This window comes from Xanthocytophaga flava (assembly GCF_030068545.1).
Classification (GTDB): Bacteria; Bacteroidota; Bacteroidia; order Cytophagales; family 172606-1; genus Xanthocytophaga; species Xanthocytophaga flava.
On the sequence record NZ_JASJOR010000004.1, the window covers coordinates 242,626 to 256,399 of the forward strand.

Genomic DNA, 13,774 nt, shown 5'->3' on the forward strand with positions numbered 1-13,774 from the left:
TTAAATCTTTTTTGTTAAAAAAGTGGTTTTCAATGAATGTGAATCTGAAAAAGATTCTTTCTGCTGGAGAACAGGTAAAATAATTGTAAAGACAGATCCTTGCTCAGGTATACTTTGAGCAATAATTAATCCATTATGTTTTTCAACAATCTTCTTAGCAATGGCTAATCCAATTCCTGTACCCTCATATTGCTCACTGGAATTTAACCGTTGAAAAAGGGTAAAAATGATATCTGAATACTTTTCTTCAAATCCTATTCCATTGTCACGAATATAAATACGGCAATACTCCCCTTCCACAACAGAAGGACTATCTACACTTAATTCTTCACAAAAGTCAGCTGTAATAGTGACAACAGGAACATTATCAGGCTTGGAGAACTTTAATGCATTACTGATAATATTCTGAAGAGCTTGTCTGATTAAACCTGGAATAACGTCCAGTGACGGCATTGGTGAAACAGAAACGAAGGCTTGCTTTTCAGTAACCACCAACTCCAGATCGCTTAGTATTTCACGAATAATCTCATTCAGGTCTGTTAACTTAAAACTATCCGCTTTGGATAAACGGGCAAAGTTGAGTAAATCCTGAATCAGTGTACTCATCCGCTCAGAAGAGTCTGTAATCTTACTGAGATATTCCAGTAAATCAGGGTCAGTGTATTTCTTACTTTTAATCATACTACTGAAAATCCTGATTTTGCGCAGTGGTTCTTGTAAATCGTGAGAGGCTACAGAAGCAAATTGTTGTAAATCGTGGTTACTGGCTTCCAGTTGCTGATTTGTTTCCTGCAAAGCACGGGTTCTTTCATTTACTTTTTGCTCCAGAAACTCGCTCAATCGTTTTTGCTCATTGATGTCTGTAAAAGTTCCTACCCATTTTACAATAATTCCGTTGGTTATTACAGGCATTACTCTAAGCAAATGATACCGATATTCTCCCGTAGTAAGTTCTCTGATCCGAAACTCCATTTCCAGTAGCTTTCCCGTGTGGATACATTCATCCCATCGGTCTGTAAGGGATTCATCATCAGCATGTAGACTAGGAAATATATCTTTTGAATCAGAATATTGGTACCATCGCTGATTGACAAATTCAATTTTACCATCAGGTGTTGCGGTAAAAGCAATCTGGGGAAGCGATTCTAATGTAAGGTGTAATCCTGTAAGTGTCGACTGTAATGCTCTTTCGGCTTCTTTTCTCACTTCAACTTCCTGCTGCAAAGCCAGATGGGCATTATTTAAAGCACGGGTTTGTTCATATAACTTACAAAAAGTCCTGACCTTTAACATAAAGATGTCAGGATCTACGGGCTTGGTAATATAGTCTATTGCCCCTGATTCGAAGCCCTTCGTTACAAAGTTTTTCTCTATACTAACAGCAGATAAGAAGATAATAGGAGTATCTTTAGTACGACTAAGTCCTGATATAGCCTCTGCTACCTCAAATCCATCCATCCCAGGCATCTGAACATCCAGAATAATCAACGAATAAGTATTTTTAAGAATCTTTACCAATGCTTCTTCTCCAGACAAAGCTGTATCTACCTCAAAAGAGTTAAGCACCAGAATACTTTTTAATGAAAGAATATTTTCCGGCTTATCATCAACTATCAGGATCATTAATCTATTATGGTTTTTAGGCAAAAAAGTCTCAACTGTCTTACTATTATATTCTGTACGAAGGCAATTCCGCCGTCGCAATATACAAATTTGTGGAACAAAATAACCCTATCCCCTATTTACCTGACAAAATACACCGACAGTAAATTTCACCGAGATATAAACCACATTTACCGACAGCTGACTACATATTGCCTCTTTGTCATTGTTCCCAACACCCCGAAACTATAGATTTGATTAAAAATTACAAAACAATTATCAAACACTATGAAAAATCATTTCTATAATTCACATTCTCAGTCAAGCAAGTTTGTTTTGGGAGCTTTTCTTGTTGCTTTTGGATCTGTTTTTTTCCTGAAACAGTTAGGAACCATATTGCCAGACTGGATTTTCAAATGGCCGATGATTCTGATTATTGTAGGGTTGATTACAGGAGCAAAACATCAATATCGTTATGATCAGGGATGGATTATTATAACCATAATAGGATTTATCTTTCTCACCAAATATATTTTTCCTGACTTACATATAGTTCGGTTTATATGGCCTGTAGCTATTATCACTGCGGGTGTGTGGATTATATTTGGCAAGCAAACTTTCAGAAAAGAAAAAAAGGACAAACCATATTATTATTCTTCCATGGAAGATGAAGAAATGGATAATGCAACTAGTAGTACAGAAGAAAGACTGGATGATGTAGTGGTCTTTGGCTCAATAAAGAAGACTATTCTTTCTAAAAATTTCAGAGGAGGGGAAGCTGTTGCCATCTTTGGAGGTGTTGAACTAAATTTGGTCAATGCAGAAATTCCTAGTCGGATGGAACTTGAAATTACACAAATATTTGGTGGTACAAAACTGATTATTCCTTCCAATTGGGAAGTTGTATCAGAAGTAGTAACCATCTTCGGTGGTATGGAAGACAAAAGAAGCCGACTTAATGGATCTTTTGATAAAACGCTGGTATTGCAGGGAACTTCGATTTTTGGGGGCATAGAAATTCACACCTATGCCTGATTACTTCTTCCTATATACTACTACAACTATCCACCATTCATTTATTTGACTATCGTCTTATGAACTGGTATAAAGCAACTATTGTATTTCGTATTATTGGTCAGGATGCTCAGGCTTCGTTGGCAAAAAAACTGTGTATTATACCTGCCTTTGATCAGCATGAAGCTCACCAGAAAGCTAATTCGATTGGTTATACCCAGCAGGATTGCTTTCTGGATCTGAAGCAAAAGTGGGTACAATGGCAATTTAGCCATGTTGCAGACCTAACCTTAGTAGGAAAGCTCGCAACATCATGGCAATGGTCTTCATATGTTACAACAAAAAATCAAGTAAATGATTATTATTCATCACATTCCTGTCAGGTTATTAGCCAGTCAAATCAATATTTTTTCTGGTATCGGACCTATATTAAATGTATCCTGGCTGTCTCAGGTATCTTCCGTTATCTTAGCCAATCTCTAAATAGAAAAATTGTACGCTATCTGGTTTGAGTACTTTATAGAAAAAACAACGGAAATATAAGCTCTTCAGGAAATGATCCGGATTATTACCAAATTTATATGCAACTAGTCCCTTTGTCAGACCGTCGTATTACTGTTTTATTTCTTATAAGTTGGATTTTACTGGCCTTTATACAGGTTTATTCTATCCTGAATGCAGGTTTTACCTGGAAGGATGCACTGACAGATGCTGTTACAACAAACATACTACTTTTTATAACCTGCCTGATTGTAAGTAATAGCCTGCGCTATTATCGTCCGGCCACAAGAACCACCGTTTATCTGTTAAGCATATGTTTGATTTATACCAGTATTGCATTACTAATAAACCATCATCTGCTTGTTTATTTACTGGATAATCATTCAGACTATCTGACTTTCGTTTCTCAAACATTTCCTCTTCGTTCAGGAGTCGCATTTCTTATTATTTGCTGGATGACATTTGTAAATGTATTGTGGCAATCACTACAAGAGCGAATGGAAGAAGACAAACGCAAAGCAGATACAGAAACACTAGCTCGGGAAGCAGAATTATACAAATTGCGCCAGCAACTGCAGCCCCATTTTCTGTTTAACAGCCTGAATTCGATTAGTGCACTGATAGGTAGTCGGCCGGGAGAAGCCCGCCAGATGATTTATCAGCTTTCAGACTTTTTGAGAGGTACATTAAAAAAAGAAGAGAATCAATGGGTTAGTTTAACGGAAGAACTACAATATCTGCAATTGTATCTTTCTATTGAGAAAGTACGGTTTGGACATCGGCTCAATACAGAAATAGAGTGTACACCTGAATGTTCAACATTACAACTACCCCCTCTCTTATTACAACCTATTGTGGAAAATGCGATAAAATTCGGATTATATGATGTTATTGGAACTGTAACTATTACAATAAAAGCCAACGTAGTAAATACTATTCTGGAAATTGAGGTTTCAAATCCGTTTGATCCGGAAACAACTCCTCCCAGGTCAGGTACAGGGTTTGGCCTGAGCAGCATAAAACGTCGATTGTATCTGTTATTTGCCCGAAACGATCTTCTACAAACACATATTACACAAAATATATTTACAACCCTTATTCGTATTCCGCAACCATGAAACGTGCCATTATTATAGATGATGAACCTTTAGCCCGCATGATCATTCTGGAATATCTACAGGACTATCCACAGATTGAAGTTATTCAGGAATGCAATGATGGATTTGAAGGTATAAAAGCAATTCAGCAACATCGTCCTGATTTACTGTTTCTGGATATACAAATGCCTAAAATCAACGGATTTGAGATGCTGGAACTAATCGATCAACCACTCGCTATTATTTTCACAACAGCATTTGATTCCTATGCCATTAAAGCTTTCGATGCCCATGCTATAGATTACCTGCTAAAACCATTCTCCAAAGAACGTTTTGATAAAGCATTACAAAAATGGATCGAGCAGCCTGCTACTTCGGAAAAAATACAAGGTACATCAGCATTACTCGAAACAGCCTCTCAGCTTCCTAATCAACAGGATCGCCTGGTTGTAAAAACGGGTAATAACATTCGTATTATACCTACGCATGAAGTCCTATATCTGGAAGCAGATGATGACTATGTAAAGATTCATACTCATGCAGGAGTTTTTCTAAAGAGCCAAACAATGCAACACTTTGAAAATGTGCTGGATAACCAACAATTTGTGCGTATACATCGCTCATACATTGTGCAGGTACAGCAGATTACCCGCATTGATCCTTATCAAAAGGACACATATACAGCAATACTTAAATCCGGGGCTAAAATTCCTGTGAGTCGTACTGGCTATGGGAAACTAAAAATGGTACTGGGGATATGAGATTATTCTACCAAACAGATAGTGTCTTTACAAAATCTATATAATGACGAAAGCCCGGCACTCCCACCGGGCTTTGGAGCTTGATGCTCAAGAAAGCTACCTTTCGGCTGCTTTTATATTTTAGTGATGCAAAGTAACTATACACGCAGAAGAGTAGCAACAAGAAAAAAAGCATTTCCTAACTTATGTAATATTCTTTTCGGATCATCGAATAAAACACAGTCCAATACTTACTAATACCTTGTGAGTGAGTAACTTTTTTTAGTCTAAAAAAAACATTTTCCAAGATTACTTTTTGGCAATAATTCATACTAACTTATGACTATTTACTACAAAACTATCATGAAAACAACTTCTCATTTGTATGTTCAGGCATCCGTCCGCATTGGTATTGCTCTTTTAGTTAGTGCATTGTGTTATTTTTTAAAATAACACAATGATTTAGTAAAGACTTTTATCTTCTATTGAATAGAAATATTTCTTATCCCAGATTTCTATTCCGCTTACCTGCAAATTACAATCCTTCTACTGAATCGCTTTTTCTTTTTTAATCAAACTCCCTTTGGGCAAAGGCAGATTCTTTGTACTTTTCATGCATTACCGCTTAGTACTGCTTCATTTTTCGGTCAGCATATTTATTTTTTATACCATGCTATCAACTTTTTGATGCATATTTGTTCACTTAATTCTACATATTGTGCTTCTTGATATACTATTAACATTATTTTTAGTCCTGTTAAATGGCTTTTTTGTTGCTGCTGAATTTGCCATTGTAAAAGTCAGATCATCCCGCATTGAGGTACTGGCCGAATCAGGTAGTAAGACAGCCTTAATGGCAAAGAAGATAATAAGCCAGATGGACTCGTATCTCTCAGCTACTCAACTAGGAATTACCATAGCTAGTCTGGCACTCGGTTGGGTAGGAGAAAGTGTGGTAGCAGAAATGGTATTAGCAGGTTTTGATTTACTTCAGATTCAGGTTAATCCAACTATGGCTCATAGTATTGCAGTGCCAACCTCTTTTACACTTATTACCATTCTACATATAGTATTTGGAGAGCTAGCACCAAAATCTATGGCTATTCAACGGTCTGAAGCCACTACTCTGGCAGTTGCCTATCCTTTGTATGGCTTTTTTCTGGTAGGACGTCCCATCATCTGGTTACTAAATGGCTTCGCCAATTTTATCATACGCCTATTTGGTATTGAACCTGCTGCAGAGCAAGAAGTACATAGCCCGGAAGAACTATTGTATCTTGTTGAACAGGGAACAGAAACAGGACTGGTTGAAAAAACAAACTATGAAATCATCCGTAATGCATTCGACTTCTCAGATCGTACAGCACGCCAGATTATGGTGCCCCGTACTCAGATAAGTGCTTTAAATATTGATGCAGATGCCGAAGAAATTGAAAAGATCATTGATGAAGGTTACTCCCGAATTCCTGTATATGAAGAAACAATTGATAACATTATTGGAGTACTCAATATTAAAGATCTCTTGATAGCAATGCGCAAAGATCCGCATGTAAGCATCCGCAGCCTGCTACGACCCGCTATTTTTGTCCCTGAATCCAAGAAGGTTGGTGATCTGCTTGGTGACCTTCAGCGTCAACATGTTCATCTGGTTGTAGTGTTGAATGAATATGGTGGTACCAATGGTATTATATCTATGGAAGATATTGTAGAAGAATTGGTTGGAGATATTCAGGATGAATACGATATAGAAACACCTATAGTTGAGAACAAAGGGGACAATGTGTATATAGTAGCAGGTAATACCTCTGTCAGTGATGTGAATGAATTTATACCAGAAGCCCTTCCAGAAAGCAAAGAATATGAAAGTATCGGTGGATTAATTATTTCACAACTAGAACGATTACCAGCACAGGAAGAAACTCTTACCATAGAAAATTATAAAATTACTGTTGTACAGATGAAGCAAAATCAAATTGTTCAGGTACAGTTGGAATGGATTGAAGAAGGTCATGAAAATGATACAACTGAATAAATAGTATTACAACCTATACTATGAAATAGTTGTTTCTTACCTGACAAGAGACAACTATTTTATTCCAGCTAAAGAATTATATACCTACAATTCCGTCATTCGTCTCAATATTTCTCCATTCTACCTCATTTTTGATCTTTTCGTAAATAAAGCTCAAAGTTGATTGTCTTATCTCCAAAATCGGTAGTTGAAGACAATTCAATTTTAGACTTATGGAACGTAAAGAATTTTTAAAAAACTCTCTTGCAATGGCAGGTCTCTTCACAATGTTTTCTCAATGCAAGAAAGAAGATGAAGTAACTCCCACTGATTCTACTGAGGGTACTACCTGTACTGTTACTGATAGTGAAACAGAAGGGCCTTTCCCTACCAAATCGCCATCCAGTTATGTACGTAAGGACATAACTGACGGCAAAACAGGTTTGCCACTTACTGTAAACATTTATATCAAAAATGTTAATAATAGCTGTGCTACACTTGAAAATGCAATAGTTGATATCTGGCATTGTGATACGGCTGGCAACTATTCCGAATATGGTGGAACAAGCATGCAAAGTACCAATTATACATCTGTTCACTTTCTGAGAGGACGTCAAACAACAGATACCACTGGATTAGCAGCTTTTACCAGCATCTATCCTGGTTGGTACAGTGGCAGGGCGCCTCATATTCATGTACATATCTATAACAGCAGTGGAACTTCATTGCTTGTAACACAAATTGCCTTTCCGGAAGACATTTCATCTGCAGTATATAAAACAACTTATTATACAGCTCATGGACAAGCAGATACATCCAATGCTTCAGATAATATCTTTAGTGATAGCCTGGATAACGAACTTGCCACTTTAAGTGGAGATACGACGAATGGGTACACTCTTACCCATACGATCTATGTAAAAGCTTAAATAGTTACTGTAATCCTTAAATAGTTACTGTACTGTTTAATTGAGTGTGGTGTTACAAAAAAATGCTCATAGTTTTATGAGCATTTTTTTTATCCTTTAATCTGAGGATTGTTAAATGTATCCGATAGACAGAATTGCAATAGCTTTTACAATAACTGATGTTTCATGGCAAAACTTATCAGAGCAGCTGTATTGGTTACTTCAAATTTGGTAAGCAGGTTTTTTCGGTGACTAATTACTGTTAATATACTGATAAACAGCTTGTCTGCAATCTCCTGGTTGGTTAGCCCCTGTGCTACCAATGCCAAAATTTCTTTTTCCCGCCGTGTCAGCTTAGGAATCTTGTTTGCCGTATCGCCAGAACGTTGTAGCAATGTTTCTGTCACTTCTGAACTGAAGTATTTTTTATTGGCTTTGACAGCATGGATAGCTTCTACCAATTCCTCTCGTGTAGCATTTTTGAGCACATATCCGGATGCTCCGCTCTGCATCATTTCGCTTATATAATCATATTGATTGAACGTAGTTAGAGCAATAACTTTGACATCAGGAAACTCATTTCTGATTTTTCCACATACTTCTACCCCATTGATATCTGGCAGATTGATATCAAGTAAAACAACCTCAACTTGATTATTTTTCAGAAAGGTTATGCCTTCAAACGCATTGATTGCAGCACCAACCACATCTACTGTGTCTGTATTGTTGAGTGAACTTTTCAGTCCTTCAATAATCATTGGATGATCATCAATCAGAAAGACTTTGATTTTTTCCATGAGTTGTAGTGAGTTGAATGAACTTCTCTGATTTAAGGAGGTGAATGTACATCAAAATTATGATTTCAATGTAAAATCAATATTCACAGAAGTACCGGTTCCCGGAGAAGACTGAATTTCCAGATTTCCATTCAGATATTCTACCCGTGAACGGATATTGGACAATCCAATTCCCTGATAAGATCCGGAGGTATCAAAGCCTTTGCCATTATCTTCTACAGTCAGATTCAGATTGTTTTCTGCTCGCGCAATTTGTACCAATACTTCTGTTGCACCAGCATGTTTTATAATATTGTTTAATAACTCCTGTACAATCCGATATACAATGATTTCAGTACTGGAATCGAGTCGATCTTCCAAGCCTATAGTCTGTAAGTCAATTGATAAATGTGCGGATCTGCCTAAATCATTGCAGAATCCCTGTAAGGCACGTACCAATCCAAAACGTACCAACGCTTCTGGCATCATGCTGTGTGCCACGCGTCGCAGTTCTCGAATTGTATCGTCCAGCTGATCAACAGCTCTGGAGAAGCTGGATGCATTCTGTTCCGAAAGAATCATGTCTCCTTTCATATCACTGAGAGATAGTTTAATACTAGATAACATTCCCCCCAATCCATCATGCAGATCTTTGGCCAGACGGCTACGTTCTGCCTCCTGACCTTGAAGCATCGAGTTTACAGCCAGCAATTGCTGTGCTTGCTCTAATTCCCGAATACGTTGTTCCTGCAGTTTTTCAGTTTGTTGAGATATTATTTTTTGAGTACGGGTATTTCTATAAAATAAAAATCCTAAGACAAGCAGTATACTAATAGCACCGATGAATACATAGTTTAGAATATTCTTTTGGCGAATACTTAAAATCTGAATTTCCTTCTCTTTCTGCAATTGTTTGATTCGGTTTTCTTTCTTTGTTGCTTCATATTTTGCCTCCAGCTCCTGGATATTCTTTCGCATCTTTTCATTCAGAACTACTTCATCCAAAGAATCGGCTTCTGCTGAAAGATCTTCATAGGCTTTCACATTACCTAAGGCTAATTCAATATCAGCAAGTAACCATGCTTTCTTCATCCAGATGTCTCTCATATTATTATTCCGACTCAACTCCAGCGACTTTACAGCATATTGCTTTGCCTTTTGGTATTCCTTGGCATGAAGATAGGCAGAGGCTAATCCACCTAATGCAAGAGATTGTCCTTCAACATCTCCCATTTCCTTAGCCAGCTTCAACATTTCTTCAGCAACAGGAATAATTTTGGTGTATTGTCTTTGTTTTAAGTGCATATCGCCCATTATTGAAAGCGAAACCAATTGCAGATATAAATTTTTCTGTTCTTTCCCAATAGCATATCCTTCTTCCAACGCTTTTAACGCTTCATCAAATTTTCGCTGCTTATTTAATACTGTACTTTTATTAATCTGTACAGAAGCGATACCAAGCTTATTATTCTGCTTTCTGGCAAGGACAATAGCTTTATCTGCATACAAGAGTGCATTTTCATATTGATGGAGATTATCGCCATATAATGCACATAGATTGGCATACATCACATATAAACCTGTATCAAATTTCAGATCTTCGAAAATAGAACTAGCTTTTAGATAATAATCCAAGCTTTTATCTATTTCATCCTGATATTGATAGTTAGCGGCAAGGTTTGCATAAGCCTTGGCTGTTTCCAGTTTCAGATTGTTTTTTTGTGCAATAGCAACTGCCTTCTGATTAAGTCTCAGCGATTCAGTGTATTTCCCCTGCCTGTTCAGTACATTAGTATAGTTAGCCAGATATTTCAGTGTTCCTTTTACAAACTTTATCTTCTCACTTAATTCACCTGCTTTTCGAAAAAAATGGATTGCAGAATCTACTTTACTATCTTCATACTGTTGCCCCAATGCTATATATAGCAATACCTTATTTGTATCTTCACGGGCCACCAGCAGTTGCTTCCTCAAACTGTCAGCCGGTTGATTAACCACCTGTCCTGCAAGTACTGAAAATGCTCCTATAATTAGACCTATACAAACAATGATTCGCATCATGATTACTTAATTTTTCTACAAGTTTGATAATACTTTTGAATCGTACAATGCTGGAAATGAAAATACTATAATATAAGGATACCATTTCTCCTCATAAATGAGGAGAAATGGTAAGACCAGAAGCACTTTGAAGATCCATTATCTGTAGTGCTACTACAAATTGGACTTGCAGAAAACCTCAGTGCTTACATTTTCATCTAGTGAAGCTAATTGAAGAATATATCTGATTTTCAAAAATAAAAGTGTAGGACTTACATCTGTTTATCTTTCATACGATGATAATAGTTTTTGGCTTTAATCTGACTGCCACACACCTGCATATCACACCACCGTCGACTACTATTTTTACTTGTATCCAGAAACAACCATCCACATGAACCACAACGCTTAACACGTGATAGTTTGTCAGAGAGTAGAGTATCTGCAACTGAAAGTACAATGGCCCATACTATTTTTTCACTCTCCTTATTTTGGGTGACCAAAATCTGTTGAAAACCTGTTTCCGTATATTCCAGCTGTAAATGAGTACGAGCCTCTGTCAAAAAATGATTAAACTTTTCCAGAACAGACTCAGAAACCTTTCGTTCAGTTATATATTGGCTAAACAGTTCGTAAATAAGATCTCGTAATACAACAGCTTTATCATACATAGCTTGTCTTCCCTGTTTCCTTTCCAGAATTATACGTTGCTCTTCTTCTGAAATAATAGTGTGGCGCTTTGCAAAACGAACCAGATCATCAAACCCATGCAGAAACTCACCCTTCCGTTCAGGTGTCCAAGTGTATACTGTATTTACAAAATCCAGACACAGTATTCCTCCATGTAGAGCAATTGTTTCAATTGTTTTTTCCATATTCTTGCATTACCAGTAAAAACAATTTTGATGGCAATAATCCGCAACCTATTTTTACCATCAAAACACTATTAAACGGTAAATATAAACTCTTTAATTCAAATACTATATAATAGTACAATTTATTCAGCAGTATGAAGGCTTACTTACATGTTTTGCACTCATGATGTCAGAAAAGAAGATCTTGGTAATTACCAACTTCTAGCATTTGCCTTTAAAGCACTTTTGTATTGATAATGCTTAGCTGACAAAACCAAGCATAAACACTCTACCTGGAATCTTCTCCTCATAAATGAGGAGAAAAAAATCATAATCCGTCAGGATGGTGTAGTATCTAGTTTATGCTGAATTTTGTAGAGTCAAGTTGATTACAAACTCCTGCATTACAACAGAATTAATAATTGACAAATACACTACACTACAACTATGAAAATGCTCTTTTCCTGTTTTTCTCAAAGAATTACTCCATTAATCCTGCTGACTACAGCAGGTATTGTAATGGGTAGTTGCCGAAAAAACACAATGCTTTTGAATGCAGAGTCGCCAAAATCAGCGATCAATATAACTACAATAACTGCCTCTATACAGGACAAGAATGGATTACAAGTTTCCGAAGTTGGTATTCCTGTTATGCTATACAAGGCCTCTCTCTCAATTCCGTTCATTACAAATAATCCTGAAACAGAAGGAATTCTGGTTGTTCCTGAATTAAATTTTCTTTCAGAAAAAACGCATCAAACAGTAACCTCTCAGGATAGTTCCTGTGCTGTGCGGGCATCATTCAAAACCAAAGCTGGAGATCCTATTCAGGGAGTAGTATTTAAACTAATGAAAGGCACTTACATACAGACAACATTTGCGCCAAACTCTACAGTAGCAATGACAGTACAAACTGAATCTGGTATGAAAGTAACCAAATTTTTTACGACCAAAGACTCTAATACTACCATTAGTCTTGGTGTATTCGATTTGACAGGAGCTCAATCTATCGTATCAGGCGTAGTGAGTATGCAAAGCATTCCTCTAGAAAATGCTATTGTAAAACTGAATTGGCCGGATGGATCTAGACAAATAGAAACTAATACGCTGGGCGTTTATGAAGCATCTGTGCCGACAAATCAAACTATTACACTGACAATTGCTTATGATGGTTTTACAAAAACACATCAGTTAGAAACAGGAGTCTCTGATTTTCATTCAATGGGAGTAACAGATATACTCCCTGCATCTGAAGAAAGCCGCAGTCTTATCATTACCAGTCAGGGGGTGATATTCCTGCAAAATAGTTTCGTTGCTTATGTGCAACTTTAAAAAAGATCTTTCCTTACTAAACAAAAAAGCATCTGAGACAGATGCTTTTTTGGCTTTTACTATACACTGTAACCAGTATTGCAATTCAGGCAATTTCTTTAACTTTTAATAAATGTTGAAGCAACAGGAAGTACTTGCTCTTTTGTTAATGGTTCATCAAACGCCTGACTTATAGCAGCTGCTGAATATCCCAATGTTGTTAGATTTACTCCACCTTGTGTAGTATTATCCTCTCCTGTATAGATTGCATCTACTGTGCCTCCACTATCTTTGCCGTTTATCCAGCCTTTCTGTGCACGAAGCTTGCGTACCATTGCAGCATGGCGGGCTTCTACTGAATGAATCTGTAAGGCGGCAGTTAACACATCATTATTGGAAATAAGGTTGCCAGCCTGTCCTTTATAAGCACGTACCCCTGTATCTTCAAAAGCTTGTGATAAAGCCAGAAAAGTCTGATAATTTGAGAATACATCAGAATAGGTACCATTGGCTGTAAAATCAAATGTTGGTTTAGGAGCAGGAGTACCTTGTAAGCTTTGAATTGCAGTTTTCAGAAAAGTAACGTGAGCAGCTTCATGTTCTCCAATCTGCTGGAAAATCGCTTTCCGATCTGCCGGAATTAGTCCGCTGGCATCAAGCCCCATCGCGTAAAACTCATTTTCCAGATACTCTAGAGTCAACGCATAATTCAAAACCTCAATAATAGCATTATTATTAGAAGTCTGCCCATAGGCTTTCTTAAGCATACCTCCCAACATAAACGGTACAGAAGCAGCAGCTATACGTCCACCCCACTTTCCTACACTTTTAAACATGCCACGTCGGGAATCCAGTCGATCATATACTTCTGCATCGACTTTCTCTATATCTTTAATTATTTTGAATAAATTCATGGTTGT

12 protein-coding genes are annotated in these 13,774 nt (G+C 37.1%); 7 read left to right on the top strand and 5 right to left on the bottom strand.

What is annotated here, in order from left to right:
* On the bottom strand, nucleotides 1–1,623 hold the full coding sequence (locus tag QNI15_RS08210; protein WP_314031334.1) for a hybrid sensor histidine kinase/response regulator: 1,623 nt from the start codon (nucleotides 1,621–1,623) through the stop codon (nucleotides 1–3).
* Between the two features lie 267 nt (nucleotides 1,624–1,890).
* Between QNI15_RS08210 and QNI15_RS08215 the strand changes: the two genes are divergently transcribed.
* From QNI15_RS08215 to QNI15_RS08240, 6 genes are all read left to right on the top strand, one after another.
* Nucleotides 1,891–2,637, top strand: coding sequence for a LiaF transmembrane domain-containing protein (locus QNI15_RS08215; protein ID WP_314031335.1), 747 nt, complete (start codon nucleotides 1,891–1,893; stop codon nucleotides 2,635–2,637).
* A gap of 59 nt (nucleotides 2,638–2,696) precedes the next feature.
* Entirely contained in the window at nucleotides 2,697–3,128 is a 432-nt protein-coding gene (locus QNI15_RS08220; protein ID WP_314031336.1) for a DUF4288 domain-containing protein, read from the top strand.
* 69 nt (nucleotides 3,129–3,197) lie between these two features.
* Nucleotides 3,198–4,235 carry a sensor histidine kinase gene (locus tag QNI15_RS08225; RefSeq protein ID WP_314031337.1) on the top strand — a complete coding sequence of 346 codons (1,038 nt, stop codon included), beginning with the start codon at nucleotides 3,198–3,200 and terminating at the stop codon, nucleotides 4,233–4,235.
* Nucleotides 4,232–4,975: a LytR/AlgR family response regulator transcription factor gene (locus QNI15_RS08230; protein ID WP_314031339.1), complete on the top strand. Its 744-nt coding sequence runs from the start codon at nucleotides 4,232–4,234 to the stop codon at nucleotides 4,973–4,975. The genes QNI15_RS08225 and QNI15_RS08230 overlap by 4 nt, the downstream gene beginning before the upstream one ends.
* Nucleotides 4,976–5,672: 697 nt before the next feature.
* Nucleotides 5,673–6,986 carry a hemolysin family protein gene (locus QNI15_RS08235; RefSeq protein ID WP_314031340.1) on the top strand — a complete coding sequence of 438 codons (1,314 nt, stop codon included), beginning with the start codon at nucleotides 5,673–5,675 and terminating at the stop codon, nucleotides 6,984–6,986.
* 212 nt (nucleotides 6,987–7,198) lie between these two features.
* A complete protein-coding gene (locus QNI15_RS08240; protein ID WP_314031342.1) occupies nucleotides 7,199–7,894 on the top strand; it encodes a dioxygenase family protein in 696 nt (231 codons plus the stop codon).
* Between the two features lie 146 nt (nucleotides 7,895–8,040).
* Here QNI15_RS08240 and QNI15_RS08245 read toward each other — a convergent pair whose 3' ends face one another.
* From QNI15_RS08245 to QNI15_RS08255, 3 genes are all read right to left on the bottom strand, one after another.
* The gene (locus QNI15_RS08245; protein ID WP_314031344.1) at nucleotides 8,041–8,670 is read right to left on the bottom strand and encodes a response regulator transcription factor; all 630 of its coding nucleotides are present in this window, start codon (nucleotides 8,668–8,670) and stop codon (nucleotides 8,041–8,043) included.
* A gap of 57 nt (nucleotides 8,671–8,727) precedes the next feature.
* Nucleotides 8,728–10,710, bottom strand: coding sequence for a tetratricopeptide repeat-containing sensor histidine kinase (locus QNI15_RS08250; protein WP_314031345.1), 1,983 nt, complete (start codon nucleotides 10,708–10,710; stop codon nucleotides 8,728–8,730).
* Nucleotides 10,711–10,961: 251 nt separating this feature from the next.
* Nucleotides 10,962–11,564 (bottom strand): CGNR zinc finger domain-containing protein, encoded by a 603-nt coding sequence (locus QNI15_RS08255; protein ID WP_313996619.1) that lies wholly within the window; start codon nucleotides 11,562–11,564, stop codon nucleotides 10,962–10,964.
* Nucleotides 11,565–11,990: 426 nt separating this feature from the next.
* On the opposite strand from QNI15_RS08255, the gene QNI15_RS08260 reads away from it, so the two are divergent.
* Nucleotides 11,991–12,875 carry a hypothetical protein gene (locus tag QNI15_RS08260; protein ID WP_314031346.1) on the top strand — a complete coding sequence of 295 codons (885 nt, stop codon included), beginning with the start codon at nucleotides 11,991–11,993 and terminating at the stop codon, nucleotides 12,873–12,875.
* Nucleotides 12,876–12,973: 98 nt separating this feature from the next.
* On the opposite strand, the gene QNI15_RS08265 is transcribed toward QNI15_RS08260, so the two are convergent.
* Entirely contained in the window at nucleotides 12,974–13,768 is a 795-nt protein-coding gene (locus tag QNI15_RS08265) for a ferritin-like domain-containing protein (protein ID WP_314031347.1), read from the bottom strand.
* Nucleotides 13,769–13,774 lie beyond the last annotated feature (6 nt).